Annotated in this window: 21 protein-coding genes; 6 read left to right on the forward strand and 15 right to left on the reverse strand. The window is 62.1% G+C overall.

Annotated features, from left to right (window positions below):
- Positions 1–273: 273 nt before the first annotated feature.
- The 4 genes from RN01_RS34285 (at position 274) to RN01_RS10565 (ending at position 2,816) form a co-directional block, all read left to right on the forward strand.
- Positions 274–426: a hypothetical protein gene (locus RN01_RS34285; protein ID WP_011516884.1), complete on the forward strand. Its 153-nt coding sequence runs from the start codon at positions 274–276 to the stop codon at positions 424–426.
- A gap of 429 nt (positions 427–855) precedes the next feature.
- The gene (gene infA, locus RN01_RS10555) at positions 856–1,077 is read left to right on the forward strand and encodes a translation initiation factor IF-1 (protein ID WP_008641674.1); all 222 of its coding nucleotides are present in this window, start codon (positions 856–858) and stop codon (positions 1,075–1,077) included.
- A gap of 162 nt (positions 1,078–1,239) precedes the next feature.
- Positions 1,240–1,716, forward strand: coding sequence for a histidine phosphatase family protein (locus RN01_RS10560; RefSeq protein WP_008641667.1), 477 nt, complete (start codon positions 1,240–1,242; stop codon positions 1,714–1,716).
- A 248-nt stretch (positions 1,717–1,964) separates the two neighbouring features.
- Positions 1,965–2,816, forward strand: coding sequence for a GNAT family N-acetyltransferase (locus RN01_RS10565; protein WP_080672867.1), 852 nt, complete (start codon positions 1,965–1,967; stop codon positions 2,814–2,816).
- 122 nt (positions 2,817–2,938) lie between these two features.
- Here the strand turns inward: RN01_RS10565 and ppx are convergent, their stop codons facing one another.
- Positions 2,939–4,471 carry an exopolyphosphatase gene (gene ppx / locus RN01_RS10570; RefSeq protein WP_024570363.1) on the reverse strand — a complete coding sequence of 511 codons (1,533 nt, stop codon included), beginning with the start codon at positions 4,469–4,471 and terminating at the stop codon, positions 2,939–2,941.
- 110 nt (positions 4,472–4,581) lie between these two features.
- Between ppx and ppk1 the strand changes: the two genes are divergently transcribed.
- Positions 4,582–6,702: a polyphosphate kinase 1 gene (gene ppk1 / locus RN01_RS10575; RefSeq protein ID WP_080672868.1), complete on the forward strand. Its 2,121-nt coding sequence runs from the start codon at positions 4,582–4,584 to the stop codon at positions 6,700–6,702.
- Positions 6,703–6,791: 89 nt separating this feature from the next.
- On the opposite strand, the gene phoR is transcribed toward ppk1, so the two are convergent.
- The 11 genes from phoR to RN01_RS10630 all read right to left on the reverse strand — a co-directional run bounded on the left by phoR (position 6,792) and on the right by RN01_RS10630 (position 19,018).
- Complete coding sequence (gene phoR, locus RN01_RS10580) at positions 6,792–8,144, reverse strand: phosphate regulon sensor histidine kinase PhoR (RefSeq protein WP_017514150.1); 1,353 nt, start codon at positions 8,142–8,144, stop codon at positions 6,792–6,794.
- A gap of 123 nt (positions 8,145–8,267) precedes the next feature.
- Positions 8,268–8,975, reverse strand: coding sequence for a phosphate regulon transcriptional regulator PhoB (gene phoB / locus RN01_RS10585; protein ID WP_008641662.1), 708 nt, complete (start codon positions 8,973–8,975; stop codon positions 8,268–8,270).
- Positions 8,976–9,011: 36 nt separating this feature from the next.
- A complete protein-coding gene (gene phoU / locus RN01_RS10590) occupies positions 9,012–9,716 on the reverse strand; it encodes a phosphate signaling complex protein PhoU (protein ID WP_008641661.1) in 705 nt (234 codons plus the stop codon).
- A gap of 70 nt (positions 9,717–9,786) precedes the next feature.
- Positions 9,787–10,575 (reverse strand): phosphate ABC transporter ATP-binding protein PstB, encoded by a 789-nt coding sequence (gene pstB / locus RN01_RS10595; RefSeq protein WP_008641660.1) that lies wholly within the window; start codon positions 10,573–10,575, stop codon positions 9,787–9,789.
- 21 nt (positions 10,576–10,596) lie between these two features.
- Positions 10,597–11,508 carry a phosphate ABC transporter permease PstA gene (gene pstA / locus RN01_RS10600; RefSeq protein ID WP_017515597.1) on the reverse strand — a complete coding sequence of 304 codons (912 nt, stop codon included), beginning with the start codon at positions 11,506–11,508 and terminating at the stop codon, positions 10,597–10,599.
- On the reverse strand, positions 11,505–12,470 hold the full coding sequence (gene pstC / locus RN01_RS10605) for a phosphate ABC transporter permease PstC (protein ID WP_024570364.1): 966 nt from the start codon (positions 12,468–12,470) through the stop codon (positions 11,505–11,507). The genes pstA and pstC overlap by 4 nt, the downstream gene beginning before the upstream one ends.
- A gap of 113 nt (positions 12,471–12,583) precedes the next feature.
- On the reverse strand, positions 12,584–13,615 hold the full coding sequence (pstS, locus tag RN01_RS10610) for a phosphate ABC transporter substrate-binding protein PstS (protein WP_017514653.1): 1,032 nt from the start codon (positions 13,613–13,615) through the stop codon (positions 12,584–12,586).
- Between the two features lie 303 nt (positions 13,616–13,918).
- Positions 13,919–15,262: a phosphoglucosamine mutase gene (gene glmM, locus RN01_RS10615; protein ID WP_017514654.1), complete on the reverse strand. Its 1,344-nt coding sequence runs from the start codon at positions 15,260–15,262 to the stop codon at positions 13,919–13,921.
- 5 nt (positions 15,263–15,267) lie between these two features.
- On the reverse strand, positions 15,268–16,137 hold the full coding sequence (folP, locus tag RN01_RS10620; RefSeq protein WP_024570365.1) for a dihydropteroate synthase: 870 nt from the start codon (positions 16,135–16,137) through the stop codon (positions 15,268–15,270).
- A gap of 112 nt (positions 16,138–16,249) precedes the next feature.
- Positions 16,250–18,151, reverse strand: coding sequence for an ATP-dependent zinc metalloprotease FtsH (gene ftsH, locus RN01_RS10625; protein WP_008641654.1), 1,902 nt, complete (start codon positions 18,149–18,151; stop codon positions 16,250–16,252).
- 201 nt (positions 18,152–18,352) lie between these two features.
- A complete protein-coding gene (locus RN01_RS10630) occupies positions 18,353–19,018 on the reverse strand; it encodes an RlmE family RNA methyltransferase (RefSeq protein WP_017513922.1) in 666 nt (221 codons plus the stop codon).
- A 156-nt stretch (positions 19,019–19,174) separates the two neighbouring features.
- Here RN01_RS10630 and RN01_RS10635 point away from each other — a divergent pair, with 156 nt between their 5' ends.
- On the forward strand, positions 19,175–19,684 hold the full coding sequence (locus tag RN01_RS10635) for a YhbY family RNA-binding protein (protein ID WP_011516897.1): 510 nt from the start codon (positions 19,175–19,177) through the stop codon (positions 19,682–19,684).
- A gap of 65 nt (positions 19,685–19,749) precedes the next feature.
- Here RN01_RS10635 and RN01_RS10640 read toward each other — a convergent pair whose 3' ends face one another.
- The 3 genes from RN01_RS10640 to carB all read right to left on the reverse strand — a co-directional run bounded on the left by RN01_RS10640 (position 19,750) and on the right by carB (position 24,219).
- Entirely contained in the window at positions 19,750–20,241 is a 492-nt protein-coding gene (locus RN01_RS10640; protein WP_017513923.1) for a DUF4149 domain-containing protein, read from the reverse strand.
- A gap of 15 nt (positions 20,242–20,256) precedes the next feature.
- Entirely contained in the window at positions 20,257–20,733 is a 477-nt protein-coding gene (gene greA, locus RN01_RS10645; protein WP_008641647.1) for a transcription elongation factor GreA, read from the reverse strand.
- Between the two features lie 237 nt (positions 20,734–20,970).
- Positions 20,971–24,219: a carbamoyl-phosphate synthase large subunit gene (gene carB, locus RN01_RS10650; RefSeq protein ID WP_008641645.1), complete on the reverse strand. Its 3,249-nt coding sequence runs from the start codon at positions 24,217–24,219 to the stop codon at positions 20,971–20,973.
- Between the last annotated feature and the right edge of the window lie 38 nt (positions 24,220–24,257).

Below are 24,257 nucleotides of genomic sequence, written 5' to 3' on the forward strand. Positions count from 1 at the left end.
TTATCTGGCGCGGCCTGCAAGGCTATTTTTCTTCTGCTTTGGGATCAGAGGGTCGTAGGTTCGAATCCTATCGCTCCGACCATATTTGCAAGAAGTTTTGGCAGAAGATTGAACGGCTTACGCCTCACGGCGTAGGCCGTTTTTTCTTGCCTGTCGTACGGCTCCCTACATCGTTGATGTCGCACCCAAGTACGCGCAACGCCGTACGGACCCCGCTGCATTGCTCCTGCCCGCGCAGTACCATACGCAGGAACCAACCCCATAAAGTGAATCATGCGTTACGTAAAGGCCATCGTCTCCGTACTGATCTGCGTTGCTCTCGTCGGCCTGCTGGCCCGGCAACTGCCGCAATACGAGGAGGCCATCATCATGGTCGGCTTCGCTGCCGCGGTCGTGCTGGCGCGCTGGCTGGTCCGGAAACCGTAGCACGTTGCGCGTCAGAAGGCGCAAAGGCAGCGACTCGAAATGAAACTTGCACTGCACAATCAGCTGCTTGTAGCGCTTCGGCCATTTGATGCGCCGATGTCGCGCCGCAACACGGTTCCAGGTACCTGAAGACGTACGATCCTCCGCGTCCGATGCTGCGCCTGCGATCGTGCTATAATCCCGCGTCAGTTTGGGGTATCTGAGCATGCCCTGTAACCGGGTCGGCGCCGCCAGGCGCACTGGAACATTTGGCCTCCACACCCCATATCGGGGGAGTTGGGACCGGTCAGACCCGGAAACACATTGCCCGCCTTTCCCCGTGACGCACACGGTCGCGCCGTTGTGGCACGCCCGCGGGTGAACGTCCTCAGGGTCCCCTCGATCCCTTTAACTCATGCAGCCTAGGGTGCTGCCGCAAAGGAAAACAGATTGGCTAAGGAAGAACTCATTGAATTTGGCGGCGTGGTGTCGGAAGCCCTGCCCGACAACCGTTATCGCGTCACGCTGGAAAACGGCGTGGAAATCTGGGCATACGCCTCCGGCAAGATGCAGAAGCACCGCATCCGTATCCTGGCAGGCGACCGCGTGACCCTGGAAATGTCGCCCTACGACCTGACCAAGGGCCGCATCAATTTCCGCCACAAATCCTGAGTTCGATCCTGTCACGCGGCTGACATGGCCGCTACGGACACTGACGGGCTATCCGGGGGCAATCCCGCCGGATAGCCCGTTTTTGTTTGCGGCGATCCCCGCCTTGATGGCGGCAGCCCGTTTCACCATACTCAAGGCTCGTACGAAGCCCCTGCCCCGAACATGAACCTGATTCTGTGGCGCCACGCCGAGGCGGAAGACCTGCCTGACGTGCTGAGCATCTCACGCTCGGCCGACCTTCAGCGACCATTGACCCGCCGCGGACGCAAGCAGGCCGAATCATCGGCCGCGTGGCTACGCGCCCGCCTGCCGGCCGACTATCGGGTTGTCTGTAGTCCGGCGCTGCGTACCCGGGAAACGGCGGCCGCACTGACGGGCAAGGCCGAGATCCTCGATGAACTCGCCCCAGGGGCGGATGTCGGCGCCGTGCTTGCGGCGATCGATTGGCCCCAGGGGCACGAATACACCGTCGTCGTGGGACACCAGCCCTGGATCGGCCAACTCGCCAGCTTGCTGCTGGCCGGGCAGGAGATCAACTGGAGTGTCAAGAAGAGCGGCATCTGGTGGCTGACTGCCCGCACCCGCGAAAGCGAAGCGCAGGTTGTGTTGCGCGCGGTGATCCCCCCCGAACTTCTCTAGCACCAACTCCAATTCCGACACCCGCAACCGAGCAGTTGCTTGTCACGCCTTCCATCTGGACGTTCACATTTCGGATATCGGCGATAGCCGCGAAACGGCCCCTCACCTAAGGTTTGGGCCTCAGCAATCAATGTACCGCGCACGCAGGCGCGTGGCCGTCACTGAAGCGTCACCATCAATTCACGGCGCTGTCACCCGGCATCTCTACATTGTTTCAAAGCCGTTTCGTCACCGAAAGGACACACCTGATGCGAGACCTTCCGACGCCTACCCAGCCGCTCTTCGACTCCTTGCCCACTGGCCTGACCGGCCAGTCGGCGCGGAGGCGTCTTCCTCGTCAGCCAACACAACGCCAAACCGAAACACAAGTTGCAACGCCTGCTTTCAGCGTGGCGTGGGCGCGTCACCAGGACGAAGTAGCCGAAGCCCAGCGCCTGCGCTACAAGGTCTTTGCCGAGGAAATGGGCGCGCGACTGCAATCGTCGGCCACCGAAACCGATGTCGACATGTTCGACGCCTACTGCGACCACCTGATCGTTCGTGATCAGGAGACGCTGAGGGTAGTGGGCACCTATCGCGTGCTGCCACCGCATCAGGCCAAGCGCATCGGTTGCCTGTATGCCGAATCGGAGTTCGATCTGGTTCGTCTCTCGCACCTGCGCCCCAAGATGCTCGAACTGGGCCGCTCCTGCGTGCACCGCGACTATCGCTCGGGCAGCGTCATCATGGCGCTGTGGGGCGGGCTCGGAGAGTACCTGCAACGCTACAACCTCGAAACCATGCTGGGCTGCGCCAGCGTGCCGATGAGCGATGGCGGCCACTACGCTGCCAGCCTCTATCGCCTGTTCGCGGAAAAATCGCTGGCGCCGATCGAGTACCACGCCTTCCCGCGGGTACCGCTGCCGGTCGAAGACCTGAACCAGACGCTGGATGTCGAACCGCCAGCGCTGATCAAGGGTTACCTGCGCCTGGGCGCGAAGATCTGCGGCCTGCCCGCCTGGGATCCCGATTTCAACGTAGCGGATTTCCTGACGCTGTTGCGCGTGCGCGACATGAATCCGCGTTATGCACGCCATTTCCTGGGCCTAAATCGCGACTGATCCCAGGTCGGATCGGCTGACCCTCTGACCCGGCAAACAAAACGGCGACTCCTTGGAGTCGCCGTTTTGCATCGCAGGCCACGTCAATCTGAAGCCCGAGATGGCTCCCGGTCAGACGTACCTCAGACGTAGACCACCTTGTACCGCTTGCCGATGCGCTCCCACTCATCAGCCTCCTGCGCCAGGCTGTATTCGACGAGCGGATTCATGTCGATCCACGACTTCGGCAACCGTACTTCAAACCCTTCGTCGAGTTCGTCGGAGCGCTGGCCAACCTGAATCTCGGGCAGCTTCACATCGGCACGCCGACGGCACAACACGAAAGCGAGTCGAAGGCTGAACAGCATGCGCCAGTCGAGAAACTTTCCGCTGCCCGAGAGCTTGCTCAGCTTGCTCGCGTGTCCGAGCAGCAGCGTGGCAAGACGCGCCTGATCGGTCTTCGAGAACCCGGGCATGTCAGCATGCGTCGCGATGTAGGCCGAGTGCTTGTGATAGCCGCTGTGCGAGATCGTCATGCCGATCTCGTGCAGGCTTGCGGCCCAGCCCAGCAGTGCCAGGTTATCGGAGCGGCGTTCGTTGGGCGGATCGGGAAACTGCGAAAGCAGGTCGCGTGCGGCCACCCCTACCCGGCCCGCTTGCGCGCGATCGACACCGTAGCGGCGCATGAACTGATCCACGGTAACCGTGCGCATATCCTCGTGATGACTGCGGCCGAGCAGGTCGTACAACACACCGAGCCGCAACGCGCCATCGGTCACGTCCATGCGGTCGAGATCGAGTTCCGCGAACACGCCAAGCATGATCGACAATCCGCCAGGTAGCACGGGAATACGGTCTGCCTTGAGGCCTGCGAGCTTCACGCGGTTGGCGTTCTCGGCCTTAACCAGCGCGCGCTTTAGCCGCTCCAGACCTTCACGCGTGATGCCATGCTCGGACGCGCTGTCGTTCATGCCGTTCAGCTCGATCAGCTCGGCCAACGCCCGCGCGGTGCCTGACGAGCCCACCGCCTGCTGCCAGCCTGCGGCCCGATACTGGCGGACCAGCACCTGGATCTCGCGACGCGCGGCAAGCTCGGCCTGCTTCATTGCGTATTCATCGACGTTGCCGCTTGGAAAGAACTGGCGGCTGTGAGACACGCAACCGATGTAGAGGCTTTCCATCAACTTCGACTGGTAGCCGCTACCGACGATGAACTCGGTGGAGCCGCCGCCGATATCGACGACGAGCCGGTTGCCCTGGCAGGCGGGCGCGTCGTGCGAGGCGCCCAGGTAGATCAGTCGCGCCTCTTCCCGGCCGGCAATGACTTCGATGGGGAACCCAAGCGCCGCCTCGGCCTCGATCAGGAACTCAGAGGCATTCTTGGCCACGCGCAGCGTATTTGTCGCCACGGCGCGTACCTGGTCGGGAGAGAAGTCACGCAGGCGGTCACCGAAGCGTCGCAGGGCCTCGATACCGCGGCGGCGGGCCGGTTGATCCAGATACTTGTCGGGAGTCAGGCCGGCGGCCAGGCGAACCGGCTCACGGAGCGCGTCGACCTGGAAGATCTGGCTGGCGGGGCCGGAAGCCGTGGGGGTTTCATCCACCCGCCCAATCATCAGGCGGAAGCTGTTGGAGCCCATGTCGACGGCGGCCAGCAAGCGGGGAGTCTGTGTCATTGCGTCTGTCAAGCGCGAGCTAGGCTCTGGTGAGCCAAACCCGTAAGATTATGTCGTAGCCATGTCCGCATCATGACAAAATCAAAGTGTCATTAAACTGACACGATTCTATGAAAAAGTCGCCACATCGCCAAAATAAGGTCATAGACATGTCGACGACGCCGCCCGGCACGCTTCTCAATCGCGAGTTGGGCATTCTGGAGTTCAATGCGCGCGTACTCGCGCAGGCCGCCGACCCTAATGTTCCCCTGCTGGAAAGGCTGAAGTTCATCTGTATCGTATCCAGCAACCTGGACGAATTCTTTGAGATCCGGATGGCGGGTCTGAAGGAACAGATGCGGGAAAACGCATCGGGCCTCACGCCCGACGGTCTCTCATTCCTTCAAACCTACCAGCTTGTCACCGAGCGCACCCAGCGACTGGTTGCCTCGCAGTATGACATGCTGCAGAACGTGATTTTCCCCGCGCTGGAACAGGAAGGTGTGTTCTTCCACCTGACCAGCACCTGGACCGAGCAGCAGCGCGCCTGGGCGCGCGATTTCTTCGTACGCGAACTGGGCCCGGTGCTCACCCCGATCGCGCTCGACCCTGCCCACCCGTTCCCGCGTGTGCTCAACAAGAGCCTGAATTTCGTGATCGAACTGTCCGGCAAGGACGCGTTCGGACGCGATGCCGATCTCGCCATCGTGCAGGCCCCGCGCGCGCTGCCGCGCGTGGTGCGCATGCCCGAGCAGCTTTCGGGGTACCCGTACGGGTTCGTGATGCTGTCGTCGTTCATGCAGGCATTTGTGCATGAGCTGTTCCCCGCAATCGAGGTAGAAGGCTGCTATCAGTTCCGCGTAACGCGTAATTCGGACCTGTTCGTGTCCGAAGACGACATTACCGATCTGCGCGAAGCCCTCCAGGGCGAACTGCCGACACGTCACTTCGGCGATATGGTCCGCCTCGAAGTGTCGTCCGACACGCCGCCCGCGCTGACGCGCCGGCTGCTGCTCGAGTCTGGCCTGACCGAACAGGATCTGTACCGCGTGAGCGGTCCGGTCAACCTTGCGCGGTTGATGCAGATTCCCGACATGGTGGACCGCCCTACCCTCAAGTACCCGCCCCATGTGCCGGCAGCGGTCAAGGCACTTCCAGCGGGTTCCAACATGTTCGACGTGATCCGTCAGCGCGATGTGCTGCTGCATCACCCGTACGAGAGCTTCTCGTCTGTGCTCGACCTGCTGCAGCTTGCCGCCAACGACCCAAACGTCGTGGCGATCAAGCAGACTGTCTACCGCACGGGGAACGAATCTGCGGTGATGGAAGCGCTCATGACCGCCGCCCGCAACGGCAAGGAAGTGACGGTGGTGGTGGAACTGCTGGCGCGGTTCGACGAGGAAACCAACATCAACTGGGCCGAACGGCTGGAATCAGTTGGCGCCCACGTCGTGTATGGCGTGGTCGGCCACAAGTGCCATGCCAAGATGCTGCTGATCGTGCGCCGCGAGCCGGCCACGCCCAAGGCGAAGCACTTCATGCTGCGCCGCTACGTCCACCTTGGCACCGGCAACTATCATCCGCGCACGGCCCGGCTGTACACCGACTTCGGGCTGCTGACGGCCGACGAAAAGATCTGCGAAGACGCGCATCACGTGTTCCAGCTTCTGACCGGCACCGCCGGCACGATCCGCCTGAATCACCTGTGGCAGTCGCCGTTCACGATGCACAGCAATCTCGTCGAGCACATCCGTGCCGAGGCCCGCAACGCACGCGCGGGCAAGCGGGCGCGCATCATCGCGAAGATGAACGCGCTGCTGGAGCCGACGATCATCGACGAGCTGTACAAGGCATCGCGTGCGGGCGTGAAGATCGACCTGATCGTCCGCGGCGTTTGCGCGCTTCGCCCAGGAGTGCCAGGGATGTCCGAGAACATTTCGGTACGTTCGATTGTTGGCCGCTTCCTCGAGCACCATCGCGTCTACTACTTCCATGCCGGTGGCGATGACGTGCTGTATCTGTCGAGCGCTGACTGGATGGACCGCAACCTGTTCCGCCGCGTGGAGGTGGCCTTCCCGATACTGGATCGCACGCTCAAGGCACGCGTGATCAAGGAGGGGCTGCAGGTGCATCTGCGCGATAACGCCTCGGCGTGGATCATGCAATCGGACGGCGAGTATGTGCGCAAGCCATCGCGCGCCAAGGAGCAGCGCGTAAGCCAGGTAGAGTTGCTGGCGCGGTTCGGCACCTAAACGGCGCACCTTGCAAGCAAAAGGGCCGCTTCCCCGAAAGGAAGCGGCCCTTTTTGTATTGGATTCGCTGAAGCAGCGTGCAGTTGATGTCAGGCGGCGTGACGCGGGGCATCGCCCAGTTGCGGCATCGGCTGTGCCGATTCAGGTTCATACCCGCTGCGATCCACCGGGAACACGATGCGGAACGTGCTGCCCCGCCCCACTTCACTGGTCACTCGCAGATCCGCGTGGTGACGCGACAGCACGTGCTTGACGATCGCCAGGCCCAGCCCCGTGCCGCCGGTATCCCGTGAGCGGCTGCGGTCAACGCGATAGAAGCGCTCGGTCAGGCGCGGGATATGCTCGGGTGCAATCCCCAGCCCCGTATCGCTCACCGAAAATACCGAATGCCCGTCCGTGTATGTCATACGGATGGCAATGCGCCCGCCGTCCGGCGTATAGCGCACCGCGTTCGACACCAGATTGCCGAGCGCCGACAGCAGCTCGCCTTCCGAGCCGCGCAGCACCACGGCGGTATCGATCTCCACGTGGATGTCATGGCGCCCCTGGGACAGCGCCTCGGCGTCATGTACGAGGTGTGCGGCGAGCCCACCGACGTCCACTGGGTCGAGCGTCGGCGGCTGGACATCCGATTCCAGCTTGGCCAGCGCCAGGAGATCCTCCACGATATGCTGCATCCGCATCGACTGCACCAGCATCATATCGATGTAGCGCTTGCGATCTTCTTCCGACACCGGCAGGTCGCGAACGGTCTCGAGGAATCCGGTCAGCACGGTCAGCGGCGTCTTCAACTCGTGCGAGACGTTGGCGACGAAGTCCCGCCGCATCGCCTCGGTGTTCTCGACCTTGGTGATGTCCTGCGTCAGCACGAGCTTGCGATTCTCGCCGTAGGGAAGAATCTGTACCGAGGTGCTGCTGCGCTTGTGTTCGCCCATATCACGCATGATCAGAGGCTCGTCATAGCGTTCGCGCGTCAGGTAGTGCACGAACTCCGGGCGCCGAATCAGGTGCGTGATGCGCTGACGCACGTCGCGCTTCGCGTTGAGGCCGAAATGCTGCTCGGCCACGTCGTTGCACCATTCGATCTGGTCGGCGTCGTCAAGCATCAGCACGCCATAGGGCGATGCCTGGATCGCCTGGATAAAGCGGGTGTGCTGCTGCTCCACTTGCAAGACCTGGGTGCGCCAGCGCTTCACCAGACGGTGCAGGCGATAGTAGACCTCGCCCCACAGACCCAGCGCGCTGGGAATCTCGCCGTATGCGGGCGCATCAAGCACCTTCCAGAGCCGGTTGATCTGGAACAGGTAGTAGCCGAGCAGCAGAAACAGCGCAATGCAGAGGAACAGCAGACCGGAGACAGGGCCGGCAAAGACGTACAGTCCGGCGGCGATGACCGTCAGGCTGACGAGAATGGCCACGGAACGGGCCCAGATGACATTCATGCGAGGGTAGGAAGTTCGAGCGGCGGTCGCATTGCGACGGAGTTTGCCACGAAACAGCCGTGGCCGGCATGATCCTGTTCGACCGGACGGGGCCCTCGTCGCACCGCCGCCGGCCGGTTACGCTCAGTGGCTTGGCGATCGCGCCAGGCGATAGCCGCTGCCACGCACGGTTTCGATCATGTTGCTGTATCCACCCGGGGTCAGCGCGGCGCGCAGGCGCTTGATGTGCACGTCCACGGTCCGCTCCTCCACGAAAACGTGGTCGCCCCAAACCTGATCCAGCAACTGTGAACGACTATGCACACGCTCCGGATGCGTCATCAAGAAGTGCAGCAAACGGAACTCCGTGGGTCCCAGATCCAGCTTGATCGGACCACCGTCATCCTGGCCGGTAACGCGGTGCGTGGCCGGGTCAAGACGCAGGCCGTTGATCGCCACCACGTCGTCGGTCAGCTGCGGCGCACGGCGGCGCAACACCGCCTTGATCCGGGCCAGCAGTTCCTTGGGCGAGAAAGGCTTGGTCACATAGTCGTCCGCGCCAGCTTCCAGGCCCATCACCTTGTCCTGCTCCTCGCTGCGCGCAGTGAGCATGATGATCGGAATCTGCTTGGTGCGATCGTTGTTGCGCAACTCCTTGGCGAAGGTGGCACCGGATTTGCCCGGGAGCATCCAGTCCAGCAGCACGAGATCCGGCAGCACGTCACTCATCAGCGACAGCGCCTGTTCGGCGTTGTATGCGCGGATGGGATAGTGCCCGGCGTGCTGCAGATTGACGGCAATCAACTCGGCGATTGCCGGTTCGTCTTCGACAACGAGAATACTGCTTGGCATGTAATTGTTCTCCGCAAACTCAGTCCGGGCGCGTTATCAGCTTAGCGCTTCGCGCTCCATGTCCTCGCGCGAGGCATGACGAACGTCCGTGCCTTTTACGATGTAGATGATGAATTCTGCAATATTCTTCGCGTGGTCGCCGATACGCTCGACGGCCTTGGCGATGAACAGGAAGTCCAGCGCCACCGAGATCGTGCGCGGGTCTTCCATCATGTAGGTGATCAACTTGCGCACGAAGGCCCGGAATTCCTCGTCGATGGCCTTGTCGTCCTTCACGATGCGCGCGGCGGCCACGGTATCCAGCCGTGCGAAGGCATCCAGTGCCTGGCGCAGCAGCGTGATGGCCATCTCGCCGGAGAGCTTCACCTCGGCGTAGTTGATCGTATGGGCCGCGGCATCTTCCATGATGTGCTTGGTCCGCTTGGCGATCTTCTCGGCCTCGTCACCGGCGCGCTCGAGATTAGTGATCGTCTTCGAAATCGCCATCACCAGACGCAGGTCACGCGCGGTGGGCTGGCGACGCGCGATGATGTTGCCGCAATCGGCATCGATCTCGACTTCAAGCGCGTTGAGTTGCTGCTCGCGGGTGATGACCTGATCGGCGAGATCGCCGTCAAAGTCCGCCAGCGCGCGCATGGCGAGTTCGATCTGGGACTCGACCAGACCACCCATCTGCAGCAATTTGGTGTTGATCGCGTTGAGGTCTGCGTCGAACTGGGTCGACAGGTGCTTGTCAGTCATGGTGTTCTCCTGGCCGCTAATCGTATGCTAAGCGTGGATGTTCGAGTCCTGCAATTCAGTCCGGCTTCGATTAACCGAAGCGGCCGGTAATGTAGTCTTCGGTTTCCTTGCGATGCGGCTTGATGAAGATCTTCTCGGTCTCGCCGAACTCGATCAGCTCGCCCAGGTACATGTAGGCGGTGTAGTCCGAGCAGCGTGCAGCCTGCTGCATGTTGTGCGTCACGATCACGACCGTGTACTCGTCCTTGAGCTCGGCGATCAGTTCTTCAATGCGACCCGTCGAAATCGGGTCCAGCGCCGAGCACGGCTCGTCCAGCAGCAGCACTTCCGGGCGGATCGCAATACCACGCGCAATGCACAGACGTTGCTGCTGGCCACCGGAGAGGCCGTATCCCGACTGGTGCAGCTTGTCCTTGGCCTCGTTCCAGAGCGCTGCCTTGGAGAGCGCCCACTCGACGCGATCATCCATCTCCGAGCGCGATAACTTCTCGAATAAGCGCACGCCAAAGGCGATATTGTCGTAGATCGACATCGGGAACGGCGTCGGCTTCTGGAACACCATGCCGACCTTGGCGCGCAGCAGCGAAATGTCCTGCTTGCTCGTCAGCAGGTTCTCGCCATCCATGCTGATCTCGCCCTCGGCGCGTTGCTCGGGGTACAGCGCGTACATCTTGTTGAACGTACGCAGCAGCGTCGACTTGCCGCAACCGGACGGACCGATGAAGGCGGTCACCTTCCGATCCGGGATCGACATGTTGATGTTCTTGAGCGCGTGGAACTGGTTGTAGTAGAAGTTCAGGTTCCGAACGTCGATCTTGGCGCGCACGGTATCGGGAATATCGATGACGGTAGAGGTCATGCTGATGTCTCGCTTGTATTGTTACTTCTTGAAAAGCATGCGCGCGATGATGTTCAGCGCAAGCACACCAATCGTAATCAGGAACACGCCGGCCCATGCCAGTTGCTGCCATTCGGTGAACGGGCTCATGGCAAAGCGGAAGATTGTCACCGGCAGGTTGGCCATCGGCTTGTTCAGGTCAGCGCTCCAGAACTGGTTGGACAGCGCGGTGAACAGCAGCGGTGCGGTTTCGCCGGCGATACGGGCCACGGCCAGCAGCACGCCGGTCACGATGCCCGCGTACGACGACTTGATCGTGATCGACATCACCATCTTCCACTTGGGCGTGCCAAGCGCAACGGCAGCTTCACGCAGTGCGTTCGGCACCAGGTTCAGCATATTCTCGGTGGTACGGACCACGATCGGCACCTGCAGGAGTGCCAGCGCGCAGACACCGGCCCAGCCCGAGAAATGGCCCATGCGGGTCACCACGATGGCATAGACGAACAGACCGATCACGATCGACGGGGCCGACAGCAGGATGTCGTTGATGAAACGGATCAAACTGGCCAGCGGCGACTTCTTGCCATATTCGGACAGGTAGATGCCGGCCAGGATACCCAGCGGCGTGCCGATTAGCGTGGCCATGCCCACCAGCACGAAGCTGCCGAATATGGCGTTGGCCAGACCGCCGCCGGCGGTGTTCGGGGCCGGCGTCATCTGCGTGAACAGGTCGAGCGACAGGCCGCCGACGCCCAGCGAGATGGTGGTCCAGAGAATCCATGCCAGCCAGAACAGGCCGAAACCCATCGCGGCCAGCGACGCGGTCAGCGCGTACATGTTCATGCGGCGGCGCGAGCCCTGCAGGCGCGTGCGCACGGCGTCCGAGTCAGGACGTACGGCGGGGATGGACGAAGTTGACACGGCTTGACTGGCTTGACTGGCTTGGTTCATTTTCCACCCTCATTCTTGGCCAGACGCAGCAGCAGGAGCTTGGACAGCGCCAGCACCACGAACGTAATGAAGAACAGGATCAGGCCCAGTTCCATCAGCGCGGCGGTATGCAGGCCAGCGCCGGCTTCGGCGAACTCGTTCGCCAGCGCCGAGGTAATGCTGTTGCCCGGCGAAAACAGCGACACGTTGTCGAGGATATTGGTGTTGCCGATCACGAACGTGACCGCCATCGTTTCGCCCAGCGCGCGACCCAGGCCAAGCATGACGCCACCGATGACGCCGGCACGCGTATAGGGCAGCACCACGCGCCACATCACTTCCCAGGTAGTGCAGCCAATGCCGTAGGCCGATTCCTTCAGCAGCACCGGGGTGACTTCGAACACGTCGCGCATCACAGAGGCGATGTACGGGATGATCATGATCGCCAGAATCACGCCCGCGCAGAGCAGACCGATGCCGAGCGGAGCGCCCTGGAACAGCTTGCCGATCACGGGTACCTGACCGATGGTGTTGCCCAGCGGCTTCTGGAAGTACTCGCCGAAGATCGGCGAGAACACGAGCAGACCCCACATGCCGTAGACGATCGACGGCACTGCGGCGAGCAGCTCAATGGCGGTGCCGAGCGGCCGGCGCAACCAGGCGGGCGACAGCTCGGTAAGAAACAGTGCGATGCCGAAGCTGACCGGCACGGCGATGATGAGCGCGATCAGCGACGTGACGATCGTGCCATAGACGGGAACAAGCGCGCCGTAGACGTCGGCGGGTGGATCCCATTCCGAGTTCCAGAGGAACGAAATGCCGAACTTGCTGATCGAGGGCCAGGCGCTGATGGCCAGAGACACGATGATGCCGCCAAGCAGCAACAGCGTCACGATGGCGGCGCCGCGGGTCAGGCCGCCGAACAGGATGTCGCCAAGACGGCTGGGAGGCCGGACGACGGGAAGATCGGACGAGGTCGCCATGATGAAAAGATCGATGGGTGAATCGGAGCCGCGGCGGCATATCAGCCGCCGCGGCACCCGTCACGCAACGCCGGGGCACGACCCCGGACTACGTGACCGGACAGACTTCGGGATTAGTACAGTGCCTTACCCGAACCGTCCTTGACGCTGCTCTTCCAGGTCGAGCGAATCTGGTTCACGACCGATTCCGGCAGCGGTACGTAGTCCAGTTCAGCAGCCATCGTGCCACCGCTCTTGTAGGCCCAGTCGAAGAACTTCATGACTTCCTGGCCCTGTGCCGCCTTATCCTGCGTCTTGTGCAGCAGGATGAAGGTGGCGCCAGCGATCGGCCATGCAGTCTTGCCCGGCTCGTTCGTCAGGATCTGGTAGAACGACTTGCTCCAGTCAGCGCCGGCAGCGGCCGCTTTGAAGGCTTCGTCGCTAGGCTTGACGATCTCGCCTGCCGAGTTCTTCATCGTCAGGTACGTCATCTTGTTCTGCTTGGCATAGGCATACTCGACGTAGCCGATGGCGCCATTCAGACGCTGCACAAAGGCGGCCACGCCTTCGTTACCCTTGCCGCCCGTGCCACCGCCCGGCCAGTTCACCGTGGTGCCTTCGCCCACCGAGTTCTTCCAGTCAGGGCTGACCTTCGAGAGATAGTTCGTGAAGATGAACGTCGTGCCCGAGCCGTCGGCACGACGCACCGGCAGAATGTCCTGGCTCGGCAGGTGGGCCTTCGGGTTCAGGGCCTTGATCGCGGGATCGTCCCACTTCTTGATCTTGCCCAGGTAGATGCTGGCCAGCACGTCACCCGTGATGATGAGCTCGCCCGGCTTCACGCCTTGCAGGTTGATCACCGGCACCACGCCACCGATCACGGTCGGGAACTGGATCAGGTTGCCCTTTGCCAGTTCATCGTCCTTCAGCGGAGCGTCCGAAGCGCCGAAATCGACGGTCTTGGCGCCGATCTGCTTGATACCGCCCGACGAACCGATAGATTGATAGTTGACCTTGTTGCCCGTTGCTTTTTGGTAGGCATCAGCCCACTTGGAATACACAGGCGCCGGGAAGGAAGCGCCAGCACCGGTAATTTCCGCCGCGAACGCAGTACCCGCCACCACAATCGACACGATGCCTGCTACGGCAGTCTTGACCAGCTTCATATGTCCTCCAGAGAACATGGGTTGGGAATGACAAATTTTTGACAAGGCGAACTGTATGCTCTCCATATGACAGTTCCATGACATCGCCAAATCTTCTTCAAACGCCACCCGAAGCCCCCGATATTCAAGGGCTTGTCAATGCGCCGGCATACATTTGTGCATCAATCACCACCCCGATACTGATAGCAATTTCTCTATGGATGGTGGTGGAATATTGCGGTTAATTGCTTTATTTGCGAAAAAGGAAAGGCCACGACACAGTGCCGTGGCCTTTCGACAGCGTTGGGCTGCCCAGAGGAATGCTCAGGCGCGCAATGCGGCGGCAAGCTCCTGCGCGGCGCGCTCAGCGGTTTCCACCTGCTCGGCCTCCACCATCACACGGACCACGGGCTCCGTTCCGGAGGCGCGGATCAGCACCCGTCCCCGGCCTTCCAGCTCGGGCTCCACACGCTCCCGGACAGCCTTGAGTCCAGCGTGATTCTGCCAGTCAAAACCCTTCTCGACGCGCACGTTGATAAGCGTCTGCGGGAACAAGCTCACGCCATCCAGCAGTTGCGGCAGCGTCTTGCCACTGCGGCGTAGCGCGGCCAGCACCTGCAGCGCGGACACGATGCCATCGCCCGTGGTATGCCGGTCCAGGCACAGCAGATGCCCGGAGCCCTCGCCACCGAGTTGCCAGTGGTGCCGATTGAGTTCCTCGAGCACGTAACGGTCGCCAACCTTGGCGCGCACGAACGACACGCCAATGCGCTTGAGCGCCAGTTCGACCGCCATGTTCGTCATCAGCGTGCCGACCGCGCCTTCTACCCGCTGGCCAGACGCCTGACGATCGCGCACGATCAGATAGAGCAACTCATCGCCGTTGTACAACCGGCCATCGGCGTCCACCACCTGCAGGCGGTCGGCGTCGCCGTCGAATGCCAGGCCGAGATCCGCACCGTTAGCCTTGACTGCTTCGATCAGCTTCTCGGGCGCGGTGGCGCCATACCCGGCGTTGATGTTGCGGCCATTGGGCTGGTTGCCGATCGAGATCACCTCGGCGCCCAACTCGTGGAACACATGCGGGGCGATGTGATAAGCGGCACCATTAGCGCAATCGACTACGATCTTCAGACCATGCAGGTCATGCTCATACGGGAACGTGCTCTTGCAGAACTCGATGTAGCGACCCGCAGCGTCGTCGATCCGGCGAGCGCGGCCGAGTTCATCCGAGTGCACGCAGGTCATCGGCTCTTCGACCATCGCCTCGATCTGCGATTCCACGTCATCGGGCAGCTTGTCACCCGATGCCGAAAAGAACTTGATACCGTTGTCGTAGTACGGGTTGTGGCTTGCGGAAATCACCACGCCCGCCGCCAACCGGAGCGTTCGCGTGAGATAGGCAATGCCCGGCGTGGGCAACGGGCCAGTCAGCAGCACATTGACGCCCGCCGCTGTAAAGCCGGCTTCAAGTGCCGCCTCCAGCATATAGCCCGAGATCCGCGTGTCCTTGCCGATCAGGACGGTGGGCTTGCCCTGCGAAGTTTTCTGCCCCAGCGCCAGCACCTTGCCGGCCGCATGGCCAAGTCGCATCACAAAATCCGGCGTGATCGGCGCGTCGCCGACCCGACCCCGCACGCCGTCTGTCCCGAAATACTTGCGTGTCATGTTTCTCATTCTCCGTGTTGCCCATCGGGGGCAACTGATTCTTGGCGGACGGCCCACCACACCTTGAGGGCGTCCACTGTTTGTTCAACATCATGTACCCGGACGATATATGCGCCGCGCTCAACTGCGCACACGGCTGCCGCCACACTGGCAGCTACGCGCGCCTGTGGAGGTTTGCCACCGATGATTGCACCCAGCGTCGATTTGCGCGACAGGCCCACCAGGATCGGCAGGCCATCAACAGCAAGGCTAGGTAATTGTCCGAGCAACCTCAGATTATGATCTGGAGTCTTGCCAAATCCAAAACCTGGATCAAGGGAAATACGCGCCGTGTCGATGCCCGCCGCACGCAGGGTTGACACCCGCTCTTCCAGGAAAGATGCCACCTCGGCAACCACATCGGTGTAGTGCGGATCTTCCTGCATCGTCTGGGGATCACGCTGCATATGCATGACGCATAGTCCGCACTGCCCTGCGGCAACTGCCTCAACCGCACCCGGCATTCGGAAGCCCCAGATATCATTGATCAGATCTGCTCCGCCCGCCAGCGCTGCACGCATAACCTCCGGCTTGTAGGTGTCGATCGAAAGCGGCTTACCGCAATCGGCCAGCGACTCGACGATCGGCATCACGCGATCTAGTTCCTGATCGAGCGGCAGCGCGGCCGACCCAGGTCGGCTGGACTCCCCACCGATATCGATGATGTCGACACCCTCCGCAATCAATTGCTCCGCATGGCGCAGCGCGGCGTCACGGGTGGCGTGCTGCCCGCCATCGGAGAACGAATCGGGAGTCACATTGAGAATACCCATCACGAGTGGGCGGCGGCGGCGGGAAAAACGATAGCGCCCGCACTGGAAGAACTCGGTCGACAAGATTCGCGTCCTGAAAACAAAAAAGCCGGCGCGCAAGGCACCGGCCTGAGAGGCTATCAGAAACCAGCCCTTGCGAGCTGGTCTCTGCGTGTCACCTCATGTCACATCCGTATCAAACCGTTTCGTCGGCACGTGCCGTTGCGGGTGCATTGGTCGGTGCCACCGGGGAGCCGCCAGGAGGCGTATTGCCACCGCTGTTCGGACCCTGCGCGCCACGCGGCGGACGCGGCGGACGGCCCGCCATGATGTCGTTCACCTGTTCGGCGTCGATCGTTTCCCACTCCATCAGCGCGTTGGTCATCGCTTCGACCTTGTCGCGGTTCTCTTCGAGCAGACGCTTGGCCAGCGCGTATTGATCGTCGATGATGCGGCGGATCTCTGCGTCAACCTTCTGCTGCGTCGCTTCGGACACGGTCTTCGACGACAGCTTGCCAAACATGCCGTCCTGCTCGGTGTCCACGTAGACCATCGCGCCGAGCGAATCGCTCATGCCAAAGCGGGTCACCATATCGCGGGCGATCTTGGTGGCACGTTCGAAGTCGTTCGAAGCACCGGTACTCATGGCATTGAGGAACACCTCTTCGGCAGCGCGGCCGCCGAACAGGATGGCGATTTCCTCAAGCATGTTGTCCTTGTACTTCGAGTACTTGTCATGCTCCGGCAACTGCCAGGTCACGCCCAGCGCCCAGCCACGGGGCATGATCGTGACCTTGTGGACCGGATCGGCCTTCGGCAGCAACTTGGCAACCACAGCATGGCCAGACTCGTGGTAAGCCGTGGCCTTGCGCTCTTCCTCGCGCATGACCGTCGACTTGCGCTCCGGACCCATATAAATCTTGTCCTTGGCGTCCTCGAAGTCCTGCATGTCCACCACGCGCTTGCTGCGGCGGGCGGCGAACAGCGCAGCCTCGTTGACCAAGTTGGCCAAGTCCGCACCCGAGAAGCCAGGCGTACCACGAGCGATGATCGATGCGTCCACGTCGTTGCCGATCGGCACCTTACGCATATGGACCTTCAGGATCTGCTCGCGGCCGCGGATGTCCGGCAGGCCCACATAGACCTGACGGTCGAAACGGCCCGGACGCAGCAGTGCCTTGTCCAGCACATCGGCACGGTTGGTCGCGGCGATCACGATCACGCCAGAGTTGGCCTCGAAGCCATCCATCTCGACCAGCATCTGGTTCAGGGTCTGCTCGCGCTCGTCGTTACCGCCGCCCATGCCGGCGCCACGATGGCGGCCGACCGCGTCGATTTCGTCGATGAACACGATGCAGGGGGCCTGCTTCTTGGCGTTCTCGAACATGTCGCGCACACGAGCCGCACCCACGCCGACGAACATTTCCACAAAGTCCGAACCCGAGATGCTGAAGAACGGCACCTTGGCCTCACCGGCGATGGCACGCGCCAGCAGCGTCTTGCCGGTACCCGGAGGCCCGACCAGCAGCACGCCGCGCGGAATACGTCCGCCCAGCTTCTGGAATTTCTGTGGGTCCTTCAGGAAGTCGACCAGTTCGACCACTTCCTCCTTCGATTCGTCGCAACCCGCGACGTCAGCGAAGGTAACGGCGTTCTGGTTCTCGTCGATCAGGCGCGCGCGGGATTTACCGAAGGAGAAGGCTCCGCCTTTCCCCCCGCCCTGCATCTGCCGCATCATGTAGAACCAGAAAACGATGATCAGGAGCGTCGGTCCGAGGTAGTACAGCGCCTGGACCAGCACGTTGGGCTCATCGTCAGCCTTGCCGGTCACCTGGACGCCGTACTTCATCAGGTCGCCGACCATCCAGATATCGCCCGGCGAAATGATCGTGTACTTGGAGCCTTCCTTGGGCGAAACCACGAGGTTGCGGCCCTGCACGTCGACACGCGACACCTTGCCGTTCTTGGCGTCATCCATGAACTGCGAATAGGTGACACTGTCCTGGGCACGCGGTTTGTCGAACTGCTTGAAGACGGTGAACAATACCAGCGCGATTACGAGCCAGATTGCCGCCTTTTGAAACAGGTTGTTATTCAAGGCCGAACTCCTTTCCAATTGCCTTGCCAACGGGTAGCTGCATTGCATTGTAATGCAGCCCCCGCCCCCGCAGGGAAATCTGAATCTATGGACCTGATAGTGCCTGATACGGCCCATTCAGGGCAAGTCGCGCACCGCCCGGGCGTACCCTGCCCCCTTTTGGGAGCACTGGGAGCGCCTGCGGCACGTTTTGGGCCCGCGTCAGTCCACCGACTTCAGGTAGCGCCCAAGAATAAATGTTTCCGAGGACTTGTCACGCGACGCCTTGGGCTTGCGGCTCGCGACGACCTTGAACTGCCGCTTGAACTTTTCCACGATCTGGCTGTAGCCCGAGCCGTGAAAGCACTTGACCAGCAAGGAACCTTCCGGCTTCAGGTGGGCCTGGGCAAACTCCAGCGCCAGATCGCACAGATACTCGATCCGCGCGGCATCGGCCGAGGCCACGCCAGACAAGTTGGGGGCCATATCGGAGATAACAAGGTCGATTCGGGAGCCGCCAGACGCATCGAGCACCACCTGTTCGAGCTGACGGAACACCTCTTCTTCCCGGAAGTCGCCCTGGATAAAGGTTACGTCGGCCACCGGCTCCATCGGCAGGATGTCGATCGCCACCACGGCGCCGTCGATCCGGCCGTCTTTCGCGCGGGGCGACGCGGCCAGCTTGTTCCGGGCGTACTGGCTCCAGCTGCCCGGCGCGGCGCCCAGATCCACGATGACCTGGCCTGGCTGGATCAGCTTGTCCTGATCGTCGATCTCTTTGAGCTTGTAGGCCGCGCGGGCGCGATAGCCCTCGCGCTGGGCCATCTTCACGTACGGATCGTTGATGTGGTCGTGCAGCCACGACTGATTGAATTTGTTCTTGGCCATTGATGAGACTTGCCTACTTGCTACTTACCGGTTTGGCGGGATTGGCACCGCAAGTCGAACGACCGTGCGGAGCTTTTTCTCCCGATTTGGAGATCTTTACCGCCTGCCGGCGATATTTTGGCGGATAATACGCGCCAAATCGCTATTTGCCCTCTCATGCCAGCCCTACAACTGATTTCCGCCCAACGCTCCGACCTGCGCTCGCGCGCCCACAGCCTCAATCCCGTGGTCATGATCGGTGCGGAAGGCCTGACCCCTGCGGTCCTGGCCGAGATCGACCGGAGCCTGGCGGCTCACGATCTGATCAAGATTCGCGTCCTCGGTGACGAACGCGACGCACGCATCGCCATTTACGACGCCATTTGTGACGAACTCAGCGCCGCGCCGATCCAGCACATCGGCAAGTTGCTCGTGATCTGGCGTCCGGGCCCTGCCCTCCTGAAGGAGAACCAGCCGGAGGAACTGGGCGCCGCCGCGCGTCGCCGTGCTACCGGCACAGGCGCCGCGCCACGTACCGTAGTGGTCCGCAAGCCGAGCACCTCCGGTCAACGCCGCCCCAAGAGCACGGCAGTCACCGTACTGGGCAACGAACGTGTGACCCAGGGTGGTAACGTCAAGCGTTCCCGCGCCCGCCCGGCCAGCCAGAAGAAGAAAGCACTGGGTTGACCAGTGGCCGAATCGGCCAGTTCCACCAAAAAGGCGGCCGAGGCCGCCTTTTTTCACACCTTTGCTCAGCGTGGCGCGCTAGCCCGCCACACCAGCACGAGTGCCAGCACACTCTGAACCAGATAGATCACGCTGGACACCCCGTGCAACATGCCAAATTCGGCCTTATACGGTGATTCGGACACGCCCAGATTCAGCGCTTGAGCCTTGACCTTGAGTCCTTCCATGAACGGCTGCACACCGAAATAGCCGGCCAGCACGCATACCAGCATAGCCAGGACGATCCAGCGCAGCGAGCGATAACGCTCGGCGCCACGGCGGATCAGCACATTGCAGAGCACGAGTTGAAGCACGCCCACGGTCATGCCGAGGATCGCCTCATAGCGGAACAGATGCCCGGCGATCATGCCGGCTGTTTCGCGGCTCGGCAGCACCGAGAACAGCGTCGGTGCCACCAGATAGCCGATCGTCCACAGACTGCCGGCCCAGATCACGGTCAGCAGCAGAAACAGACGATGCGGCAACGGCGGCAGATTCGAGTAAGACGAGGAGAACACGCCTGTCCCGCGCCGTCAGATGTAGCGAACCGTGATGACTTCGTATTCGCGCTCGCCACCCGGGGCCAGCACGACTGCTACGTCGCCTTCAAACTTGCCGATCAGCGCGCGCGCGATCGGCGAGCTCACGGAGATCTTGCCAGTATCGAGATCCGCCTCGTCGTCACCAACGATCTGGTAGCTCACGGGGCTGCCCGATTCCAGATCTTCCAGATCCACGGTGGCGCCAAAAACGATGCGGCCGTCCGTGTCCAGCTGGGTGGGATCGATCACCTGGGCGGCCGAAAGCTTCGCTTCCACTTCCTGGATGCGGCCTTCGATGAACGCCTGCTTTTCCTTGGCGGCGTCGTATTCGGCATTTTCCGACAGGTCGCCCTGGGCACGCGCCTCGGAGATGGCGTTGATCACCGCAGGACGCTCGACGGCCTTGAGGCGCTGCAGCTCTTCCTTCAGGAGTTCGGCGCCACGCTTGGTAATCGGAATGGTGCTCATTGTCTTGTTCAACAAAAAAATGAGCCGCAGCGGAGCTGGAACCATGCGCCGGCAGTCACCTGCCAGGCAGCACTTCCGCTCAACCGCGGCTTTCAGATGGGATCACACAGCGGCCAGCAAGGCCGGTGCAATCGGCGAATTCGACGTAGTGTAGGCCAGAACCGCCGCCGGTATCAACCCGACGGACGGACTACTGCGGTACGGGATCACATTCCCCGCACCGCAGCATCAGGCATGTCAGGCCAGCTGCTTGTGCAGGCCCTGCAGGTCGTAGACCTCCAGGTTCTGCATGTGCTTGAGGCCTTCCACCGCGGCGTTGGCGCCGGCGATGGTGGTGTAGTACGGCACGCGGGCAGCCAGCGCGGCGATACGGATCGAACGCGAATCGGCGATGGCCGTGCGCGTTTCGTCGACCGTCGTGAAGACCAGCGCCAGTTCACCGTTCTTGATCATGTCCACGATGTGCGGACGACCGTCCTTCACCTTGTTGACAACCCGGACCGGGATGCCGGCGGCTTCGATGGCCGATGCCGTGCCACGCGTGGCGACGATCGGGTAACCAAGGTCGTGCAGCATGCGGGCCACGGTCACGGCGCGCGGCTTGTCGCTGTCCTTGACGGTGATCAGCACGGTGCCCTTCTCGGGCAGGCGCGACCCGGCGGCCAGCTGGCTCTTGAACAGCGCTTCGCCGAATACCTTGCCCACGCCCATCACTTCGCCGGTCGAACGCATTTCAGGTCCGAGGACCGGATCCACGCCCGGGAACTTGTTGAACGGGAACACGGCTTCCTTGACGCTGTAGTACGGCGGCACCACCTCTTCGCCGATACCTTGCGAATCAAGCGACTGGCCGGCCATGCAACGCGCGGCGATCTTGGCCAGCGACAGGCCGGTGGCCTTCGACACGTACGGCACGGTACGCGACGCGCGCGGGTTCACTTCCAGCACGTAGACGATGTCCTCGCCATTCCGCTGCTGGATCGCGAACTGCACGTTCATCAGACCCACCACGTTCAGCGCCTTGGCCATCGCGGCGGTCTGGCGCTTCAGTTCGTCGACGGTTGCCTGCGACAGCGAGTACGGCGGCAGCGAGCAGGCCGAGTCGCCCGAGTGGACGCCTGCCTGTTCGATGTGCTCCATCACGCCGCCGATGAACACGCGATTGCCGTCGCACAGGGCGTCGACGTCGCACTCGATGGCGTCGTTCAGGAAGCGGTCCAGCAGCACCGGCGAGTCGTTCGACACCTTCACGGCCTCGCGCATGTAGCGCTCGAGGTCGCGCGGCTCGTGCACGATTTCCATCGCGCGGCCACCCAGCACGTACGACGGACGCACCACCAGCGGATAACCGATTTCCTCGGCCAGGCGCAGCGCCTCGTCTTCAGCGCGCGCGGTACGGTTCGGCGGCTGGCGCAGGCCCAGGTTCTGCAGCAGCTTCTGGAAGCGCTCGCGGTCTTCAGCGGCGTCGATCATGTCCGGGCTCGTGCCGATGATGGGCACGCCGTTGGCTTCCAGATCCAGCGCCAGCTTCAGCGGAGTCTGGCCGCCGTACTGGACGATCACGCCAACCGGCTTTTCCTTGTCGACGATTTCCAGCACGTCTTCCAGCGTCAGCGGCTCGAAGTACAGGCGGTCCGAGGTGTCATAGTCGGTCGACACGGTTTCGGGGTTGCAGTTGACCATGATGGTCTCGTACCCGTCTTCGCGCAGCGCCAGCGCGGCGTGCACGCAGCAGTAGTCGAACTCGATACCCTGGCCGATCCGGTTCGGGCCACCGCCCAGCACCATGATCTTCTTGTTGCTGGTCGGGTCGGCTTCGCACTCGCCATGCTCGGCCTCGTAGGTGCCGTACATGTACGCGGTGTTCGTGGCGAACTCGGCCGCGCAGGTGTCCACGCGCTTGTAGACCGGGCGCACGTTCTGTGCCACGCGCGCCAGACGCACGGCCTTCGCGTCGGTCTTCAGCAGCTTGGCCAGGCGGCGATCCGAGAAGCCCTTCTGCTTCAGGTGACGCAGTTCGGCGGTCGACAGGCTCTCCAGCGTGCGATTACGCACCAGCCCTTCGGTCTTCACGATGTCTTCGATCTGGGCCAGGAACCACGGATCGATATCGGTCTCGCTCTGCACTTCCTCCAGCGACATGCCGAGGCGGAATGCGTCGCCCACGTACCAGATGCGGTCCGGGCCGGCTTCGCCGATTTCCTCGATCACTTCGTCGCGATCGGTCGACTTTTCGTCCAGGCCGTCCACGCCCACTTCCAGACCACGCAGTGCCTTCTGGAACGATTCCTGGAACGTACGGCCCATGGCCATCACCTCGCCCACCGACTTCATCTGGGTGGTCAGGTGGCTGTCTGCGGCCGGGAATTTTTCGAACGCGAAACGCGGCACCTTGGTGACCACGTAGTCGATCGACGGCTCGAACGAGGCCGGGGTCTGGCCGCCGGTGATTTCGTTCTTGAGTTCGTCGAGCGTGTAGCCGACGGCCAGCTTGGCGGCAACCTTCGCAATCGGGAAGCCAGTGGCCTTCGAGGCCAGGGCAGACGAACGCGACACGCGCGGGTTCATCTCGATCACGATCATCCGGCCATCCGTCGGATTGATCGAGAACTGCACGTTCGAACCGCCGGTGTCCACGCCGATCTCGCGCAGCACGGCCAGCGAGGCGTTACGCAGGATCTGGTATTCCTTGTCGGTCAGCGTCTGGGCCGGGGCCACCGTGATCGAGTCACCGGTGTGGATGCCCATCGGGTCCAGGTTTTCGATCGAGCAGATGATGATGCAGTTGTCCGCCTTGTCGCGAACAACTTCCATCTCGTATTCCTTCCAGCCCAGCAGCGATTCTTCGATCAGCAGCTCGCGCGTCGGCGACAGGTCCAGGCCACGCTTGCAGATTTCCTCGAATTCTTCGCGGTTGTAGGCGATACCGCCGCCGGTGCCGCCCAGCGTGAACGACGGGCGGATCACGATCGGGTAGCCGGCGGTGCCGGTCTCCTGGGCGATGCGCGATTGCACGGCCACGGCCTCGTCCATCGAGTGGGCGATGCCAGACTTGGCCGAACCGAGACCGATCTTGGTCATCGCGTCCTTGAACTTCTGGCGGTCCTCGGCCTTGTCGATGGCTTCCGGCGACGCGCCGATCAGCTCGACCTTGTACTTGTCCAGCACGCCATGGCGGTGCAGGTCCAGCGCGCAGTTCAGCGCGGTCTGGCCACCCATGGTCGGCAGGATCGCGTCCGGGCGCTCCTTCTCGATGATGCGCTCGACCACTTCCCAGGTGATGGGTTCGATGTAGGTCACGTCGGCCGTGTTCGGGTCCGTCATGATGGTCGCCGGATTCGAGTTGACCAGGATGACCTTGAAGCCCTCTTCACGCAGCGCCTTGCAGGCCTGTGCGCCGGAGTAGTCGAATTCGCACGCCTGACCGATGATGATCGGGCCCGCGCCGATGATTAGGATGCTCTTGATATCTGTGCGCTTTGGCATTGCACGCTCTCTTTGTTGGCCGGCTCGCGCGGTTGGGC

The sequence above is a fragment of the Cupriavidus sp. SHE genome, assembly GCF_000812445.1.
GTDB lineage: Bacteria > Pseudomonadota > Gammaproteobacteria > Burkholderiales > Burkholderiaceae > Cupriavidus > Cupriavidus metallidurans.

Excerpts from the sequence above, each read along its gene's own strand:
- RN01_RS34285 (WP_011516884.1), top strand. The coding sequence starts at position 274 with ATGCGTTACGTAAAGGCCATCGTCTCCGTACTGATCTGCGTTGCTCTC.
- RN01_RS10560 (WP_008641667.1), top strand. The coding sequence starts at position 1,240 with ATGAACCTGATTCTGTGGCGCCACGCCGAGGCGGAAGACCTGCCTGAC.
- RN01_RS10565 (WP_080672867.1), top strand. The coding sequence starts at position 1,965 with ATGCGAGACCTTCCGACGCCTACCCAGCCGCTCTTCGACTCCTTGCCC.
- ppx (WP_024570363.1), bottom strand. The coding sequence starts at position 4,471 with ATGACACAGACTCCCCGCTTGCTGGCCGCCGTCGACATGGGCTCCAAC.
- ppk1 (WP_080672868.1), top strand. The coding sequence starts at position 4,582 with ATGAAAAAGTCGCCACATCGCCAAAATAAGGTCATAGACATGTCGACG.
- phoR (WP_017514150.1), bottom strand. The coding sequence starts at position 8,144 with ATGAATGTCATCTGGGCCCGTTCCGTGGCCATTCTCGTCAGCCTGACG.
- phoB (WP_008641662.1), bottom strand. The coding sequence starts at position 8,975 with ATGCCAAGCAGTATTCTCGTTGTCGAAGACGAACCGGCAATCGCCGAG.
- phoU (WP_008641661.1), bottom strand. The coding sequence starts at position 9,716 with ATGACTGACAAGCACCTGTCGACCCAGTTCGACGCAGACCTCAACGCG.
- pstB (WP_008641660.1), bottom strand. The coding sequence starts at position 10,575 with ATGACCTCTACCGTCATCGATATTCCCGATACCGTGCGCGCCAAGATC.
- pstA (WP_017515597.1), bottom strand. The coding sequence starts at position 11,508 with ATGAACCAAGCCAGTCAAGCCAGTCAAGCCGTGTCAACTTCGTCCATC.
- pstC (WP_024570364.1), bottom strand. The coding sequence starts at position 12,470 with ATGGCGACCTCGTCCGATCTTCCCGTCGTCCGGCCTCCCAGCCGTCTT.
- pstS (WP_017514653.1), bottom strand. The coding sequence starts at position 13,615 with ATGAAGCTGGTCAAGACTGCCGTAGCAGGCATCGTGTCGATTGTGGTG.
- glmM (WP_017514654.1), bottom strand. The coding sequence starts at position 15,262 with ATGACACGCAAGTATTTCGGGACAGACGGCGTGCGGGGTCGGGTCGGC.
- RN01_RS10630 (WP_017513922.1), bottom strand. The coding sequence starts at position 19,018 with ATGGCCAAGAACAAATTCAATCAGTCGTGGCTGCACGACCACATCAAC.
- RN01_RS10635 (WP_011516897.1), top strand. The coding sequence starts at position 19,175 with ATGCCAGCCCTACAACTGATTTCCGCCCAACGCTCCGACCTGCGCTCG.
- greA (WP_008641647.1), bottom strand. The coding sequence starts at position 20,733 with ATGAGCACCATTCCGATTACCAAGCGTGGCGCCGAACTCCTGAAGGAA.
- carB (WP_008641645.1), bottom strand. The coding sequence starts at position 24,219 with ATGCCAAAGCGCACAGATATCAAGAGCATCCTAATCATCGGCGCGGGC.